13 protein-coding genes are annotated in these 16,452 nt (G+C 64.6%); 8 read left to right on the top strand and 5 right to left on the bottom strand.

The genetic code is table 11. The features are described 5' to 3' along the window. Positions 1–48: 48 nt before the first annotated feature. Positions 49–1,461, bottom strand: coding sequence for a DEAD/DEAH box helicase (locus ABWP22_RS07075; protein ID WP_353199255.1), 1,413 nt, complete (start codon positions 1,459–1,461; stop codon positions 49–51). A gap of 257 nt (positions 1,462–1,718) precedes the next feature. On the opposite strand from ABWP22_RS07075, the gene ABWP22_RS07080 reads away from it, so the two are divergent. After that, positions 1,719–2,966 carry a DmpA family aminopeptidase gene (locus ABWP22_RS07080; RefSeq protein ID WP_353199256.1) on the top strand — a complete coding sequence of 416 codons (1,248 nt, stop codon included), beginning with the start codon at positions 1,719–1,721 and terminating at the stop codon, positions 2,964–2,966. Between the two features lie 187 nt (positions 2,967–3,153). Here the strand turns inward: ABWP22_RS07080 and cysN are convergent, their stop codons facing one another. From cysN to ABWP22_RS07095, 3 genes are all read right to left on the bottom strand, one after another. Further along, positions 3,154–5,007 carry a sulfate adenylyltransferase subunit CysN gene (cysN, locus tag ABWP22_RS07085; RefSeq protein WP_353199257.1) on the bottom strand — a complete coding sequence of 618 codons (1,854 nt, stop codon included), beginning with the start codon at positions 5,005–5,007 and terminating at the stop codon, positions 3,154–3,156. After that, positions 5,007–5,858: a sulfate adenylyltransferase subunit CysD gene (gene cysD / locus ABWP22_RS07090; protein ID WP_502951097.1), complete on the bottom strand. Its 852-nt coding sequence runs from the start codon at positions 5,856–5,858 to the stop codon at positions 5,007–5,009. The genes cysN and cysD overlap by 1 nt, the downstream gene beginning before the upstream one ends. Positions 5,859–6,187: 329 nt before the next feature. Beyond that, complete coding sequence (locus ABWP22_RS07095; RefSeq protein WP_353199258.1) at positions 6,188–8,779, bottom strand: TonB-dependent receptor; 2,592 nt, start codon at positions 8,777–8,779, stop codon at positions 6,188–6,190. Between the two features lie 443 nt (positions 8,780–9,222). On the opposite strand from ABWP22_RS07095, the gene ABWP22_RS07100 reads away from it, so the two are divergent. Continuing rightward, positions 9,223–11,277 carry a tetratricopeptide repeat-containing sulfotransferase family protein gene (locus ABWP22_RS07100; protein ID WP_353199259.1) on the top strand — a complete coding sequence of 685 codons (2,055 nt, stop codon included), beginning with the start codon at positions 9,223–9,225 and terminating at the stop codon, positions 11,275–11,277. Positions 11,278–11,284: 7 nt separating this feature from the next. Here ABWP22_RS07100 and ABWP22_RS07105 read toward each other — a convergent pair whose 3' ends face one another. Then, a complete protein-coding gene (locus ABWP22_RS07105) occupies positions 11,285–11,827 on the bottom strand; it encodes a c-type cytochrome (RefSeq protein ID WP_353199260.1) in 543 nt (180 codons plus the stop codon). Positions 11,828–11,885: 58 nt separating this feature from the next. Here ABWP22_RS07105 and ABWP22_RS07110 point away from each other — a divergent pair, with 58 nt between their 5' ends. The 6 genes from ABWP22_RS07110 to ABWP22_RS07135 all read left to right on the top strand — a co-directional run bounded on the left by ABWP22_RS07110 (position 11,886) and on the right by ABWP22_RS07135 (position 16,344). Beyond that, positions 11,886–12,578 carry a TetR/AcrR family transcriptional regulator gene (locus ABWP22_RS07110; RefSeq protein WP_353199261.1) on the top strand — a complete coding sequence of 231 codons (693 nt, stop codon included), beginning with the start codon at positions 11,886–11,888 and terminating at the stop codon, positions 12,576–12,578. Between the two features lie 177 nt (positions 12,579–12,755). Then, a complete protein-coding gene (locus ABWP22_RS07115; protein ID WP_353199262.1) occupies positions 12,756–13,958 on the top strand; it encodes an amine dehydrogenase large subunit in 1,203 nt (400 codons plus the stop codon). A 25-nt stretch (positions 13,959–13,983) separates the two neighbouring features. Beyond that, positions 13,984–14,520, top strand: a complete 537-nt coding sequence (locus ABWP22_RS07120; RefSeq protein ID WP_353199263.1) for a MauE/DoxX family redox-associated membrane protein — start codon at positions 13,984–13,986, stop codon at positions 14,518–14,520. Positions 14,521–14,542: 22 nt separating this feature from the next. After that, entirely contained in the window at positions 14,543–15,169 is a 627-nt protein-coding gene (locus tag ABWP22_RS07125) for a thioredoxin domain-containing protein (RefSeq protein WP_353199264.1), read from the top strand. A 27-nt stretch (positions 15,170–15,196) separates the two neighbouring features. Beyond that, entirely contained in the window at positions 15,197–15,742 is a 546-nt protein-coding gene (locus ABWP22_RS07130; RefSeq protein ID WP_353199265.1) for a methylamine dehydrogenase light chain, read from the top strand. Further along, a complete protein-coding gene (locus tag ABWP22_RS07135; protein ID WP_353199266.1) occupies positions 15,742–16,344 on the top strand; it encodes a c-type cytochrome in 603 nt (200 codons plus the stop codon). The genes ABWP22_RS07130 and ABWP22_RS07135 overlap by 1 nt, the downstream gene beginning before the upstream one ends. Positions 16,345–16,452: the final 108 nt, after the last annotated feature.

Below are 16,452 nucleotides of genomic sequence, written 5' to 3' on the forward strand. Positions count from 1 at the left end.
CCCGCCGGCACCTTCGTGTCGGCGGGGTTTCCCATTCAATCAAAAGCCTCAGCGGCCGGCGGGTGAACGCCGCTGGCCCTGGTTCTGGCGGCGCTGGCCATCACGGGCCTGCGCCGGGCGCGGACCTTCGTTGCGGCCTTCCGGGCGACCACCGGGCCGGCCATCGGGCCGCACTGCCACGCGCGGATCGCGGGCCGGGCGGGCGCCATAGCTGGTTTCGCGGCGTCCACCATTGTTGCCACCGGGGCGGCGGCCGAAATCACCACGCTCTTCGCGCTCTGGTTCCGGCGGCGCCAGCTTGATGTTCTTGGCGGCGAGGCCAACCAGGTCGCGGAAGTCGCCGGGCAGCGGCTGCACCGCCAGCGGCTTGCGGATGGTGCGCTCGATATCCTTCAGCAGGCCGCGCTCATCGGGCGCGCACAGCGCAACCGCCTGGCCGTTGCGGCCGGCACGCGCGGTGCGGCCGATGCGGTGCACATATTGTTCCGGCACGTTGGGCAGCTCGTAATTGAACACATGGCTGACCTCCGGGATATCAAGGCCGCGCGCCGCGATGTCGGTGGCGACCAGCACGGTCAGCTCGCCGGAGCGGAACGCCGTCAGCGCCTTGGTGCGCTGCGCCTGGCTGCGGTTGCCGTGGATGGCTTCGGCGGCGATCTTGTTGGCGGCCAACTGGCGCACGATGCGATCGGCGCCATGCTTGGTGCGGCTAAAAACGATGCTGCGCTCGACATCGTCCTGCTTCAGCAGATGCGCCAGCAGCGCCAGCTTTTCAGGCTGCGAAACATGCACCACCGATTGCACCACCTTGTCCACCGTGGTCGCCTGCGGCTGCACTGCCACCTTGACCGGGTTCTTCAGGTAACGCTGCGACAGTTCCTCGATCGCCGGCGGCAGCGTGGCGGAGAACAGCATCGTCTGGCGCGTCTTCGGCAGCAGGCCGGTGATGCGCTTGAGATCATGGACAAAGCCCAGATCGAGCATCTGATCGCATTCATCGAGCACCAGCATCTCGACATGGCCAAGATCGAGCGCGCCCTTCATCACCAGATCGAGCAGACGGCCCGGCGTTGCCACCAGCACATCGACGCCCGGAAACAGCGCACGCTCCTGCCGGCCGATCGGCACACCGCCGAACACCACCGAGACGGAGAGCTTCATGTATTTGCCATAGGCCTGGAAGCTGGCGGCAATCTGGCTGGCCAGTTCGCGCGTCGGCGCCAGCACCAGGCAGCGGGTGGAGATTTTCAGGCGATGCTTCGGGTTGGCAGCAAGGCGGTGGAGGATCGGCAGCGCGAAGGCCGCCGTCTTGCCGGTGCCGGTTTGCGCGAGGCCAAGCACATCATTGCCGGCCAGCGCCGGCGGGATGGCCGCCGCCTGGATCGGGCTGGGTTCGGCATAGCCCTTTTCGGCGAGCGCGCGGAAAATCGGCTCGGCAAGGGCGAGATCAGCAAAATTCATGTGGGTTTCCAACATATCGAAACCGGCCAGCCGGAGTCGGGATTGACTCTGGGCCCACCGGTAAATGGGGGGGGTTGACCAGCAACCCGCGTGATATGGGAAGCAAGCGTCTGCGGGGGGCCTGGAGCCATCTGCTCCGATCACGCGCCCGTCGAGAAACGCGGCTATGCTGCATTGCAGGGGGAATGTCAAATTGGGCGGCGGCTCTGGCGTTCCGGTTCGGCTCTGATAGCATCCCCATCCGGGGGGAGCGCAGGATGAAGACAATCGGATTGGCACTGCTTGCCACGCTGGGGCTGGCCGCATCGGCACAGGCCGCCGAGCCGCGCGCGCGGGATCTGGGGGTGCCGTTCGATGGCACGCCGGGGCCGCTCAACGCCATCACCGATGTTCCCGGCATCGAGGTCGGCTTCAAGACGCTGATTTCGGGCGAAGGCGCGCGGGTGCGCGGAAAGGGACCAGTGCGCAGCGGCGTGACGGCGATTTTCCCGCGTGGGCGTGCCGATGCGCGCGGCGTGTTTGCCGGATTCTTCGCCGGCAATGGCAATGGCGACATGACCGGCACGCACTGGGTGGAAGAAGGCGGCGTGCTGGAAACACCGATCCTGATCACCGGCACCGGCAGCGTCGGCGTGGTGCGCGATGCGGCGTTCCAATGGCTGGCCGATCACCGCAGCGGCGGCTTCTGGTATCCGGTGGTGGCCGAAACGGCGGATTTCCTGTTGCACGACATGCCGGGCCAGCATGTGACCGCGCAAGACGCGATGGATGCGATGGCGGCTGCCAAGCCCGGCCCGGTGGCGGAAGGCAATGTCGGCGGTGGCACCGGCATGGTGTGCAACGGTTTCAAGGGCGGCACCGGCACGGCCTCGCGCCGACTGGCGGCGGGCGATGGCGGCTATACAGTGGGTGTGCTGGTGCAGTGCAATTATGGCTCCGCCAATGGCCTGCGCATTGCCGGCATCAACGTGGCGCGTGAGATGGATCTGCAGCCGCGCTGCGTGACCAAGCTGCTGTCGCCGCCGCAGGTCTTCTTTGGCCAGGCACCCACATTGTGCGACCCGAAGAAGCTCGCCATTGCGGACCCGGCGAGCGAGGAGCATCGCGGATCGATCATCATCGTCATCGCCACCGATGCGCCGCTCACGCCTGAACAACTGAAGCGACTGGCGCGGCGCGGCACTGCGGGGCTGGGCCGGCTGGGATCGATCCTGGCCGATGGTTCGGGCGATATCTTCATCGCCTTTTCCACCGCCAATCCGGGCGTGGACGATGGCAATTGGCACGCGGCGGCCGACAAGCCGGCAACCCTGTCCCGCCTGCCCAACGCCGCCATCAACCCACTGTTCACCGCCACCATCGAAGGCGTGGAGGAGGCGGTGATCAATGCGATGATCGCCGCCAAGACGATGACAGGCGTCGATTACTGGACCGTTTCCGCGTTGCCGCACAAGCCGTTGCAGGATGTGCTGCGCCGCCACAATCTGTTGGTGGCGCCGAAGTAGGCGGGGCTGGCTCGCATTGCAGAACGGCTCCCTCCCCTTGCGGGGAGGGCGACTCGGCGCCAGCCGAGCAGCCTGCCCCGGACTTGATCCGGGGGGGTGGGGGTTGCTGCGAATGGCCGCATCCGAAACCCCCACGGGCCTCGCCTTCGGCTCGTCTCTCGCCCTCCCCGCAAGGGGGAGGGAATCATCACCCGGCCTGCCGCGCCAGCAAATAGGCCACGATCCGCTCCGCTGCGGCCTCCGGCGTTTCACGCATCGTATCGATGCGGATTTCCGGCGCAACCGGCGCTTCATAGGGGCTGTCGATGCCGGTGAAGTTGGCGATCTGCCCGGCGCGCGCCTTGGCATAAAGGCCCTTCACGTCGCGGCGTTCGGCCTCGGCCAAGGGCGTGTCGATATGCACTTCGATGAACTCGCCGGCGGGCAGCATGGCACGCACCGTGTCGCGATCGGCCATGAACGGGCTGATCAGCGCGGTGATCACCACCAGGCCGGCGTCGGTCATCAGCTTCGCGACTTCGCCGACGCGGCGGATATTCTCGATGCGGTCGGCCTCGGTGAACCCCAGATCGCGGTTGAGGCCGTGGCGCAGATTGTCGCCATCGAGCAGGAAACTATGCTGGCCGAGCGCCAGCAGCCGCTTTTCCACCAGATTGGCGATGGTCGATTTGCCGGAGCCCGACAGGCCGGTGAACCACAGCACGGCGGCGCGCTGCTGTTTCTGCGCGGCGCGCGCCTCGCGCGTCACCTCCAGCGCCTGCCAGTGGATATTCTGCGCCCGGCGCAGGCCGAAGTTCAGCATGCCGGCGGCGACCGTATGGTTGCTCAACTTGTCGATCAGCACGAAGCCGCCGAGCACACGGCTGTCGGCATAGGGTTCGAACACCAAAGGCCGATCGGTGGCCAGTTCCGCCACGCCGATGGCGTTCAGATCGAGCGTGCGCGCCGCCAGATGATCGAGCGATTCCACATTCAGCACATATTTCGGTTGCTGCACTGTCGCCGACACCATTTGCGTCGCCAGTTTCAGCCAGTAACCGCGGCCGACCTTCATCGGCGCCTCGTCCAGCCAGACGATGGTGGCTTCGAACTGGTTGGCGGACTGCGGCGGCGCATCGGCGGCGGCAATCACGTCGCCGCGCGAACAATCGATCTCGTCGGCGAGGCACAGGGTGATCGACTGGCCAGCGACCGCCCGATCCAGATCACCATCCATGGTCACGATGCGGGCCACCTGGCTGATGCGCCCCGATGGCAGCAGCCGCACCGCATCGCCGGGCCGCACCGTGCCGGCCGCGATCGTGCCGGCGTAGCCGCGGAAATCCGGATTGGGCCGGTTCACCCACTGCACCGGCAGGCGCAGCGGCGCGGCGGCCAGATCAGCCCGCACATCGGCGGTTTCCAGCAGGGTCAGCAGCGTCGGGCCATCATACCAGGCCATGTTCGGCGAGGGCGCACAGACATTGTCGCCCTTCAGGCTCGACATCGGCACCGCACCGATAAGCGTCACGCCGATGCGCGCGGCAAAGCTGGTGAAATCGGCGACGATGGCATCGAACACGGCTGGGCTGTGGCCGACCAGATCCATCTTGTTCACCGCCAGCACCATGGCGCGCACGCCGACCAGGTTGCACAGCACGGCGTGGCGCCGCGTCTGCGCGGTCAACCCACCGCGCGCATCGACGATCAGCACGGCAAGATCGGCGCTCGATGCGCCAGTGATCATGTTGCGCGTATAATGTTCATGGCCCGGACAATCGGCGACGATGAAGCTGCGCGCCGCGGTGTGGAAAAACCGGTAGGCGACATCGATGGTGATGCCCTGCTCGCGCTCGGCCGCCAGGCCATCGACCAGCAACGCCAGATCGAGATCGCCACCTTGCGTGCCCAGCCGGCGCGAGTCCGCCGCCAGCGCCACCAACTGGTCATCCGGGATCATGCCGGTATCGTGCAGCAGCCGGCCGATGAGGGTGGACTTGCCATCATCGACACTGCCGCAGGTAATGAAGCGCAACAACTCGCGTTTATCTGGCTCGGTCATCAGAAGTAACCCGCCTGCTTCTTCTGCTCCATGCTCGCCGCCGCGCCGACATCAATCATGCGGCCATGGCGTTCGGACGTGGTGGAGGCCTGCATTTCGGCAATCACCGACGGCAGATCGGCGGCGGTGCTTTCGACTGCACCGGTGAGCGGCCAGCAGCCAAGGGTCCGGAACCGCACGTTGCGCAGAGTCGCCGCCTCGCCCGGCGCCAAAGCCATACGATCATCATCGAGCACGATGATCTGGCCGCCACGCTCCACGGTCGGGCGCGGCGCGGCGAGATAGAGCGGCACGATATCAATCATTTCCTGCGCGATATAGGCCCAGATATCCGCCTCGGTCCAATTGGACAGCGGAAACACCCGAATGCTTTCGCCGGGGCTGAGGCGCAGATTATACAGGTCCCACAATTCCGGCCGCTGGTTCTTCGGGTCCCAGTGGTGGGAGGTGGAGCGGAACGACATGATCCGCTCCTTGGCCCGGCTCTTCTCCTCATCGCGGCGGCCGCCGCCGAACGCCGCATCAAAACCATGCGCCGTCAGCGCCGCCTTCAAGGGCCCGGTCAGCAAGGTTTCGGCATAGACATCGGCACCGGCCGTGAACGGCGTCACCCGCGCCTGATCGGCCTCGGCTGCGCTGGCGACGATCAGGTCGAGGCCATGGCGCGCCACCATCTTGTCACGGTGGGCAAGCAGATCGCCAAAATCCCACCCCGATGCAATGTGCAGGAACGGAAATGGCGGCGGCGCCGGGTAAAAGGCCTTCAGCGCCAGGTGCAGCATCACTGCGCTGTCCTTGCCCACCGAATACAGGAACACCGGCCGCTGCGCCTCTGCCACCACCTCGCGCATGATGTGGATGGCCTGGGCTTCCAGCGTTTGCAGATGCGTTGGGCGAGGCTGGGGCTGAGCGGGCAGAATCTGGTCCTCATCGCTGCGCCGCTGCTGTGCGATGCAGGCGGCGGCCCTCGTGTTACGGTTGCCGCCGCGAAAATCCAAGCCCTGGAGCGCTGGACCCGATTGCGTTGTGTTTGCGTTCCCTCCCCGCAGCCGCAGGCGACGCGAAGCGTCAACGGGGGGCGTTGAACGCTTCAACTTGAGCGGGATCGACTTCAGCCGAAAACGGCAGCGGGCGGTGACGTATCGCCACCGCCCGCCCCGCAGTCATGCTGATCGGCTGATCAGAAGCGATACCCGGCCCGCATCCCGAAGAATTGCGGACGGATGGTGAAGGTGCGCGACGAACCCGAGCAGATCGAGATCGAGCAGAAGGTGTTGCGGCTCACCTCACCGCGCTTGTCGAACGCGTTCTGCAGGAACACGTCGAAGGTCCAATTGTCCCGCTTCACGCCGGCCGCGAAATCGAACGAGGCAAAGCCGGCCGAGTTGCCCAGCAGCTTGTTGAGCTCCACGTTCAGATCCTGCGTGGCGCTGGTCTGATACAGGGCGGCACCCTGCACATAGACGCCATAATCGCCGATATCGGTGTCATAGCGGATCGAGGTGGTGCCCTTGAACTTGGGCTGGTTCGGCAGACGGGTCCCATCCTGGGCGGCCACCGACGGGGTCGGCGGATTGCCCGGCAGGAACGTGCCCGGCGCGCAGGTGGCCACTTGCGAGATGGTCAGATTGGCGGAATTGGCGGCAAAGTTGCAGAAGTTGCCGGCCAGCTTGCCATCATTATAGGCGCCGTTGGTGGAGAGGGTGAATTTGCCGAGCCGCAGATCGGCATCATATTCCACGCCGCGCACTTCGGCCTTGCCGGCGTTGCCGGTGATGCCGGCGCCCTGCGCCCCGGCTACGACCACCGAATATTGCAGATCGTTCCACTTTTCGAAGTAGAAGGCGACGTTCAGGCGGAGCATGTTGTTCCACTCCGTCTTGAAGCCCAATTCGAAGTTGGTCAGATCTTCCGAGCGGAACGGTGCGACTTCATAGACGAGACCGCCGGTGCGCAGCGGCCGGTTACCGCCGCCGGGCCGGAAGCCGGTCGAATAGTTGAAATACACCATCTTGTCGGACGCGAACTGCCAATCGAGCGCGATCTTGTGGGTCTGGCCCTGTTCCTTGTAGCGGATCGCCTGATCGGCGGCGCGGAAGTTGGTGTTCAGGCAGTTCAACCGGGCATCGTTGGGGATCGGCGTCGGGCAACCGCGTTGACCGGTCGGCACGAACGTGGTCGTCACCAGGCTGCGCGCCGAACCCGCCACACCGGCAAAGCCGATCACCTGCAAATCCGTCCAGAAATAGCGGAGGCCGCCGGTGATCTTCAAATTGGGCGTGATGTTGTAATGGCCTTCGGCGAAAATCGCCGCATCGCGCACCCGGCGATCCTGTTCGGTGGTGTAGAACGCGTCGCGCTTCACCGCCGGGGAACCCAGGATCATGCTGCCGCCCGCCGAAGTCGGACGGCCGAACGAGGTGGCGAAATCGGCCCGATCACCGCCGCCCGACTGGGTATAACCAATCACCTTGTCGAGACCTTCGGTCGAATAGTCGTCGTTGATCTCGTTTTTCTGGATCTGGTAGAAACCACCGACGGTCACATCGAACGGCCAGCTTGATGGCGTCTTCAGGCGCAGTTCCTGGGTGAAGATGCGATCGTTGCGGTTGCCGCGATAGAATTGCGTCGGATTGATCAGTTGGGTGCACTTCAGGGACGCGCCGGTGCCGGTGCAGCCCGAGGCGCCAAAGAACTGCAGGTAGTTTTCATACCCCGTTCCGAAGCCATCATAGGCAACGGTATAATAGGTATAATCGTTCAGCAGCTTGATATTGCGCCGGAAATAACCGGTGGCCGAAACGAGTTCGAAATCGCCGATGTGACCGTTGACGGTCATCTGCGCCTGGTACCATTTGTCGTCGTTGCGGGTTGGGCCGTAATCATGGACCTCGAGATCGCCGACCTTGGGATCGAAGCCAAAATAGCCGCGCGAGATCTGCCGCTGCGCAGTGATCTGCGGGTTGATCTTCCAGCCATCGGCCGGTTCCCACATCAGCGACAGGCGGCCGCCGAATTCATCGATATTGTTGTAATCATCCTTGGCAATCGCCGCATTGTTCAGCGTGAAGCTGGTCAACGGATTGTCGTCACCCAGCTTCAAGACGGCCGGCGAACCATCGGCAAATTTGCCGTTGTTCGGCGTGTTGTCGACATAGCCGCCTTCTTGGCGGACATAGGCCATGGCGCGGATCGCCAGCGTTTCGGTGAGCGGCACGTTGACAAAGCCTTCGACCTGTCCGCCGAAATCGCCCTTGCCGAACTTGTTGCCTTCGACATTGATGCCGCCTTCGAACTTGTCGGTGGTCGGCTTGTTGGTGATGAAGCGGATGGTGCCGGCCAGCGAACCGGCGCCGAACAGCGTACCCTGCGGGCCCGACAGCGCTTCGACACGCGCCACATCATAGACGTGGATGTCGGGCACGCCATTCACGTTGATGGCGATGTCATCAAGATAATAGCCGGTCGCCGGATAGGCGCCGCCGGCCGGCACGATGCCGCGGAAATAGACGGCGGTACGGCCAGGGCCAAGGCCCACGAATGACACGGACGGAAGCAACACGGCGAAATCGGTGAGGCCCTTCACCTGGCGCTGCGCGAGCGCATCGGCGGTAAGCGCCTGGATGGAAATCGGCACCTTCTGGATGCTCTGGGCGCTGCGGGTGGCGGTGACGATGATCTCTTCCAGACCTTCGTTCTCCTCGGCCTGAGCGGTTGCCTGATCAGCAGCCTGATCCTGGGCGGCTGCCGCGGCAAAGGCCGGCGAAGTCATCCCGGTCAAAACCGTGGTCACACTCAACATCCGCAAGAAATTCGATTTGCGGCCCACAATCGTCATCATCGCCTTGGTCCCCCAATTGCAAATTAGCGTCATATTCCAAACACGACGAAACGCCGTGTTGCAGCAATCTGTCCGTTCTTCACCCCTGAACCCCTGTCGAGGCGCCATTTCCTGGCATCTCCCGACCAAACGCACTTGATGCAGGCCAGCAGGCGCGATGTCCGCGACCTTGCTGCTGCATTGCTCCGGCGGGCGCGCCTACACTTGCTGCCAGCCTTTGCCATCGGTATCGCGACCCGAAAGAACAGCGACCCTGCTTTACAAACATGCGACAGCCACATGGCAAGTCAATGCTCAATTTGCCACTATACGCCAGTTGACTTAGATCATGATTGCGCATGCCATCCGGCCCATTCCCATGTTCGGACACCTCGATGACCCCAGCCAACCCGTCCAAATCACAAGATAATATCGGCGGGCAACAGGCGATGCTGGCGCGTGCGGCGCAGATGCTGGCCGCCGATCCTGCCGCCACGCTGGGAATCGTTGATGCTATTCTGGCCGATGTGCCCTTCCTGCCACAGGCCGAACTGTTGCGCGGCCAGGCGTTGCGCCAACTTGGCCGCATTGCCGATGCGGTCGCCACGCTCGAGGCGCTGGCGACGCGCCACCCGCAGGTGCCGGCGGTCAGTTGGGAACTTGCACAGGCAGCCAGCACGGCCGGTGCCCACGACGTGGCGATTGCCGCGCTCACCCGCCTCACCGGCCAGTTGCCGGCGGTGCCGGGCGGCTGGTTCCTGCTCGCCCGCGAACTGCGCGCCGTTGGCCGGGGGGCAGACGCCTGGCGTGCCGATCTGTCCGGCACCCGCGCCGCCGCCAATGATGCCGAACTGATCGCCGCGGCCGTGGCCATGAACGACGACAGGCTGGACGAGGCCGCCGCCATGGTGTCGGCCCGGCTGGCCAGCACGCCCGATGATGCGCCGGCCGCCCGCCTGCTGGGCGAAATCTGCTGGCGGCGCGGCGACATGGACGATGCGCTGGCCCAGGTGAAGCGCGCGATCGAATTGGCGCCGGGCTTTGATCTGGCGCGCGAATTCCTGATCCGTCTGCTGATGCAGTCCAACCGGCTGCCCGAGGCGCTGGTCCATGCCGAAACCCTGCGGCAATCGCCGGTGAATGCGCCGGGCCATGCGCTGCTGCACGCCTCCGTTTTGGTGCGGCTGGGCGAACAGGAGCCGGCACGCGTCATTTACGAGGATTATCTGGCCGCGACGCCCGATCAGCCGATGGTCTGGCAGAATCTGGGCCATGTCCACAAGACGCTGGGCCGCCAGGCCGATGCCGTCACCGCCTATCGCGAAGCGGTGACCCGCCAGCCGACGCTGGGCGAGGCGTGGTGGAGCCTCGCCAACCTGAAGACCGTCAAGCTCGGCCCAGGCGACATCACGGTGATGAACGAGGCGCTGGCCGGGCTGGCCGGCGCAGATGAAGCGCGGGCCGAGGATATCTTCCACCTGCATTTCTCGCTGGGCAAGGCGCATGAGGATGCCGGCGATGCGGCCGCCGCCTTCCGCCATTACCGCGAAGGCAATGCCCGCCGCCGCACGCTGATCCAGCACGACGCGGATGCATTCTCGGCCGACATCAGCGCGGCGATCACCGGTTTTTCGCCGGCGTTTCTTGCGCAGACCGCTGGCGGCTGCCCGGCGCGCGATCCGATCTTCATCGTCGGCCTGCCGCGCTCCGGTTCGACGTTGGTGGAGCAGATCCTCGCCAGCCACAGCCAGATCGAAGGCACCATGGAACTGCCGGAGATGATGATGATCGGCAGCCGGCTGCAAAGCCGCATCGATGCCGGCGAATTTGCCGATTTCGGCGCGATGCTGGCCAGCCTGTCTCCGGCCGATTGCGCGCGGCTGGGCGAGGAATATCTGGATCGCACCCGCATCCACCGCAAGAGCGACCGGCCGCTGTTCATCGACAAGATGCCGAACAATTGGCAGCATGTCGGCCTGATCAAGCTGATCCTGCCCAATGCCACCATCATCGATGCCCGCCGCCACCCGATGGGCTGTTGCTTCTCGGCCTGGAAACAGCATTTCGCGCGCGGGCAGAGCTTTTCCTATGATCTGGTCGATGTCGGCCGTTATTACCGGGATTATGTGCGCTTCATGGCGCATATCGATGCGGTGCTGCCGGGCGCTGTCCATCGCGTCATCTACGAACAGATGGTCGCAGATACCGAGGTGCAGGTGACGAAGCTGCTTGGCGCTGTCGGCGTGGATTTCGAGCCGGCCTGCCTGACCTTCTGGCAGACCGACCGTGCCGTTCGCACGGCCAGCAGCGAGCAGGTGCGCCAGCCGATCTTCACCGATGGCGTCGATCACTGGAAGCGCTTTGCCGATTGGCTGGACCCGCTGGCCGAAACGCTCGGCGATATCAGCAGCGCCTACCCGGCGGTACCGCCCACGCTTCGCCCTGCTTGAGCCTGCGTTATTTCACGACGCCGTCGGCGACCATCTGCAGGCGCAGTGCCTTGTTGCTGGACATGTTCGCGCCGCCTTCGGCCCGCGCCGCCGTGATGTCTTCGGCCTTGAACGGCTTGGCCGGCTTGGCCGGCTTGCCCAGGGTGACGACATGGCTGAGGATTTCGGCGATTTCGGCATCCGACATCGACGCCATGCCCGGCATCACGCCATTGAGCTTGACGCCATCGATCTCGATCGGCCCGGCCATGCCGCCCAGCACCACCCGGGCCAGGTAACGGCGCCCGGCCGGCGTCTGCGCGATCGCTGCGGCCCGCCCCGAAAGCTTGGGAAACTGCCCAGCCAGGCCGTCGCCTGTCGCCTGATGGCACATGCCGCAGCGTGCCACGAAAGCTGCCTTGGCGGCCGCCTTGGGATCGGCCGCAGCCGCCGGCGTGGCCAACACGGCGACCAGCGCCAACACCAGATTCTTCGCAGACGTCACAGTCGATCCCCGCTTGCCGATGCCGCCATGCCGCGGCGCAATCACGGTCGAATACTGGACAGTCATCAAGCTTTGGTCAAGCGCTGCACTGGACGGCATACGTCACCCGGCGTAGTTTCCTTCGATGAACGAAAAAAGAGGCGACGCCATCCTGGAGGCCGCTCCCGACCGCCCGCCCAGCCGGCCCTCCAGCCGACCGGGCGTCTACACGCGCGGCGCCGAGACCGTCGAACTGATCCTTGATGCCGCGCTGGCCGTGCTGATCGACGAAGGCGCCAGTGCGTTCACCTTCCGCCGCATCGCTGCACGCTGCGGCATGAAGGTCGGCAATGTCTCCTATCATTTCGCCCGCAAGGAATTGCTGATCCAGCTGCTGCTTGACGATCTGCTCGACTATTACGAGCAATTGCTCGACAACACCGCCCGGCAGCCCGGCCTCAGCCCGGAAGACCAGTTGCGCATCACCATCGAGATCGTGCTGGACGACATCGGCACCAAGCGCACCACCCATGTCTTCACCGAATTATGGGCGCTGGCCAATCACGACAGCTTCGTCGCCGATCGCGTCGCGGCCTTTTACAGACGTGCCCACCGCAATCTGGGGTCTGCCATCGCGCCGCTCAATCCAGCGCTGACGGCGCAAGATGTGGACATCGTCGCCCGCTTCATCAGCGCCAGCATGGAAGGCACCACCATCTTCGCCGGCCATGGCAAGCCCTGGGCCCACCAGATGCCGCAGATGAAGGCGCTGGCCGTCACCGCGCTGGTGCATCTGGCCAAGACGGTCACCCCGGCCGAGATCCAGCGCTTCGCATGAGCACGCAAGCCGAAACGCACCCGAACCATCGCCTACGCAATTCAGGCAGTGCAGGACGGCTTGACGAATACTTGACGCCCGTCCAGCATCCATCAGGAACGCGGCATGGCACCGAAGCATTTAGGTGAGTCGCGCGAGGGTGCGTTTTTCAGACGGGTTTGGGGGACAGGTGCGATCATGAAAACCACATATATTTCAGTGCGGGCAACCAGCCTGGCAACCGCCGTGGTGATCGGCGTTCTGGCCGCCAGTGGCGCCATGGCGCAAAGCGCCGCGTCGGCTGCGCCAACCACCTCCACCCCCGGCCTGGAGCCGGAAACGCCCTTCACCAGCAAATTGCCCGCCGCATCGCCGCACTGGGGCATTTTCCGTGGCGGCTGGGGCGCCGGCGGCACCCGCATCTTCGATGGCGACACCGGCAAGATGGTCGGGCAGCTGAGCACCTCGCAATGGTCGGATTTGGCGCTCGATCCGACGAAGAAGGCCTGGTACGTCTCCGAAACCATCTGGACCAAGATCAACCGCGGCACCCGCCAGGATTTCATCGCGGTCTATGATCCCGCCACGCTCAATCTGATCACCGAAATCCCGATGCCGGGCCGGTTGATCATCGGCGCGCAGAGCAACAATTTTCAGATCAGTGATGATGGCAAGACGGCGTTCGTCTATAATTTCAGCCCGGCATCATCGGTGAACGTCGTCGATCTGGAAAAGAAGAAGATGGTCCAGGTCGTGGAGCTGCCTGGCTGCGCCAGCTTCGTGCCGGTGGCCGGCGTCGGCTTTTCGGCATTGTGCAGCGATGGCACCATCGCCACCGCCACGCTGACCGGCAAGACGCCGGTGATCACCCACACCGCCCCGTTCTTCAAGGCGGCCGAAGATCCGGTCTTTGACTCCTATGTCTATGATCGCGCCAAAAAAACCGCCGTGTTCGTGACCTACACCGGCCTGGTGCGCACCGCGACGCTCGGCGCCGCCCCGGTGGTCGGCGATGCCTGGTCGCTGCAGGCCGCCGCCGGCCTGCGCCCCGGTGATACCAAGCCGCTCGACATCAACTGGTTTCCCGGCGGCCGCCAATTGACCGCGCTGCACAAGAAAACCGGCATGCTTTATGTGCTGATGCACCGCGGCGAATATTGGACCCAGAAGGAAGACGGCGAGGAATTGTGGGTGGTCGATCTGGCGGCCCGCAAGATCGTCAAGCGCGTGCCGCTGAAGGAAAAGGCCAGCAACATCAACATCACCCAGGATGACAAGCCGCTGATCTTCATGGCGGGCGATGAAGGCATGGTGATCGTGATGGATGGCACGACCTATGAACAGAAGCATGAACTGAAACGCGCCGGCGGCGGCGTGATCCACACCTTCGACGGGCAGTGAGCCTCGCTTGGGCAGCAGCATCCTCTTGATCATCAGCAGCGCGGCCGGCGTCGTGGTTGCGCTGCTGTTTCTGGTTGCGGGCGTTGACAAGCTGCGCCACCGCGCGCTGCTGCCCGGCGTGATTGCCAATTATCGCCTGCTGCCCAGCGCACTGGTCGCACCGGCGGCGGCGCTGTTGCCGGTGGCGGAATTGGTGATTGCCGTTCTGTTGCTGCTCGGTCTGGTGGCCGCCATGCCGCCGATTGCACCGCTCGCGGCGGTGCTGTTGCTGCTGGTGTTTGCGGCGGCGATGGCCGTCAACATCCAGCGCGGCCGCCGCCACATTGATTGCGGCTGCGGCCATGCGGCCTTGCGCCAGCAACTGGGCTGGGGGCAGGTGATGCGCAATGTCGTGCTCGCCGCCGGGCTGTTGCCGTTGCTTGCAACGGGGAACGCATCGTCGCTGGCAGGCGCCGATCTGGCCGTCGCGCTGGTGGCTGGGATTGCGGTCTATATGTTGCTGCTGTTGTTCACCACGCTGAACGCCGTGGCCGGGCTGGCCCCCGGCCGGGCGCGCGGTTGATATTCAAGAGGTTTCGCTTTTCATGTTCACCCTGCTGATCATCAACGAAGCGCTGCAATGGCTGGTGCTGATTGCACTGGGCGTCGCGGGCCTGGCGCTGGCCCGGCAGGTTGGCGTGCTGCATGTGCGCGTGGCCCCGGCCGGCGCACTGGATGCCAATCGCGGCCCGGCGGTGGGCGATGTTGCGCCGCCGCTCGCCGTCACCACGCTGGATGGCCGGCCCTATACGGTTGGCGGCGTCTCGGCCACGGCGTCTTTGCGCTTGCTGATGTTCGTTTCGGCGCAGTGCCCGATGTGCAAATCGCTGATCCCGGTCGCGAAAAGCTTTGCCGCCGCCGAACGCATCAGCCTGGTGTTCGTGGGCGATGACACACCGGCGATCCAGCAATCACTGGTGACAGCGCAGGGGCTTGATGCCTATCCGTTCATCAACAGTGATGAGGTCGGCCGCCTGTTCGAAGTCGACAAGCTGCCGCACGCCGTGTTGATGGACGGGGCCGGCAAGATTCTGGCCAAGGGGCTGGTCAACAGCCGCGAACATCTCGAAAGTCTGATCGTCAGCCACGAAATGGGCGTGGCGAGCGTTCAGGATTATATTGCCGGTCTGAAGCCGGCACCCGCCAAACCGCACGCCGCGGCGACAGCGTGACAACCGGCTAGCCAAGGGGGACACGACATGAGCAAGTTCAACATGGATGCGCTGGGCGAAAAACTGCTGCGCAAGTTCGCCGGCAGCACTTCGCGCCGCTCCTTCATCACCAAGCTGGGCGCCACCATCGTCGCAGCACCGGTGTTCCCGCTGCTGCCCGTCAGCCGCGCCAACGCCGCCAAGCCGGACCGCACGCCGGAAGCCAAGACGGCCTTTGCCCGCAACGCGCAGACCAAGGACGACACCAAGTGCACATATTGGCGTTATTGCGCCATCGATGGTTCGCTGTGCAGCTGCTGCGGCGGCACCGCGGCGAGCTGCCCGGCCGGCACCGAGCCATCGCCGGTGTCGTGGGTTGGCACCTGCATCAATCCCGATGACGGCAATGCCTATCTGATCGCCTATCGCGATTGCTGCGGCAAATCGGGTTGCGGCCAGTGCGGCTGCGACAACACCGATCGCGAAACCCAGTTGTACATGCCGCAGCTCAACAACAACGTCATCTGGTGCTTCGGCACCAGCAGCATGGAATATCACTGCTCCACTGCCGTGCTGGTCGGAAAGGCGCAGTAATGCATCCGGGGCGGTGTCTGGCGCTGGCGGCGATGGCGATGTTCGCCGTTGCCCCCGCAGTCAGCGCTGCCCCGCCCCCCCCCGGCGCGACGATTCCAGCCTTTGCCGCGCCGCCGCCCAAGGGCACGCCGTTTCAATATCCGGCGGAAATGACCCAGGCGCAATCCGATTATGTCGAACATTGCGGCGGCTGCCACGGCATCCATGGCTATGCCGCGCCGGCCGATCTGCCCACCATTGGCGGCCGCGTCGGCTGGTTCATGTGCCTGCCCGAAGGCCGATCCTATCTGGCGCGCCTGCCCAACATCGCCCGGTCGCGCATCACCGACAATGAACAACTGGCCGATCTGATGAACTTCATGGTGTTCGGGCTGGGCGGCGGCACCGCGCCGGCCACCGCCAAGCCGTTCACCGCCGATGAAGTGGCGAAGGAGCGCGTGATCCCCTTCACCTCCGTCTCGCTGATCCAGACCCGCAAGCTGATTGTGGAGAAATTGATCAAATCCTGCGGCGCGCCGGCATCCTTGCGGCTGATGTATCCGGGCGAGGTGAAGCCGGTGAAAACCACCGCGCGGCGCGGGTTCGGCTCCAAGGCGGAATAACCGACATCAAGCGCCTCTTTTCCTGCTCCTCTCCTCTCAGGGGAGGATCATTGCGTGTGGCCCCTGCATCTTCCAGTGGTCCAAGATCAGGCGCACCCCCATCCCGTC

Origin of the sequence: Sandarakinorhabdus sp. (assembly GCF_040398665.1) — a bacterium.
Classification (GTDB): Bacteria; Pseudomonadota; Alphaproteobacteria; order Sphingomonadales; family Sphingomonadaceae; genus Sandarakinorhabdus.

Bases quoted from the DNA above. Each gene is read 5' to 3' on its own strand.
- ABWP22_RS07075 (WP_353199255.1), bottom strand. From the start codon at position 1,461: ATGAATTTTGCTGATCTCGCCCTTGCCGAGCCGATTTTCCGCGCGCTC.
- ABWP22_RS07080 (WP_353199256.1), top strand. From the start codon at position 1,719: ATGAAGACAATCGGATTGGCACTGCTTGCCACGCTGGGGCTGGCCGCA.
- cysN (WP_353199257.1), bottom strand. From the start codon at position 5,007: ATGACCGAGCCAGATAAACGCGAGTTGTTGCGCTTCATTACCTGCGGC.
- cysD (WP_502951097.1), bottom strand. From the start codon at position 5,858: ATGCGCGAGGTGGTGGCAGAGGCGCAGCGGCCGGTGTTCCTGTATTCG.
- ABWP22_RS07095 (WP_353199258.1), bottom strand. From the start codon at position 8,779: ATGACTTCGCCGGCCTTTGCCGCGGCAGCCGCCCAGGATCAGGCTGCT.
- ABWP22_RS07100 (WP_353199259.1), top strand. From the start codon at position 9,223: ATGACCCCAGCCAACCCGTCCAAATCACAAGATAATATCGGCGGGCAA.
- ABWP22_RS07105 (WP_353199260.1), bottom strand. From the start codon at position 11,827: ATGACTGTCCAGTATTCGACCGTGATTGCGCCGCGGCATGGCGGCATC.
- ABWP22_RS07110 (WP_353199261.1), top strand. From the start codon at position 11,886: ATGAACGAAAAAAGAGGCGACGCCATCCTGGAGGCCGCTCCCGACCGC.
- ABWP22_RS07115 (WP_353199262.1), top strand. From the start codon at position 12,756: ATGAAAACCACATATATTTCAGTGCGGGCAACCAGCCTGGCAACCGCC.
- ABWP22_RS07125 (WP_353199264.1), top strand. From the start codon at position 14,543: ATGTTCACCCTGCTGATCATCAACGAAGCGCTGCAATGGCTGGTGCTG.
- ABWP22_RS07130 (WP_353199265.1), top strand. From the start codon at position 15,197: ATGAGCAAGTTCAACATGGATGCGCTGGGCGAAAAACTGCTGCGCAAG.
- ABWP22_RS07135 (WP_353199266.1), top strand. From the start codon at position 15,742: ATGCATCCGGGGCGGTGTCTGGCGCTGGCGGCGATGGCGATGTTCGCC.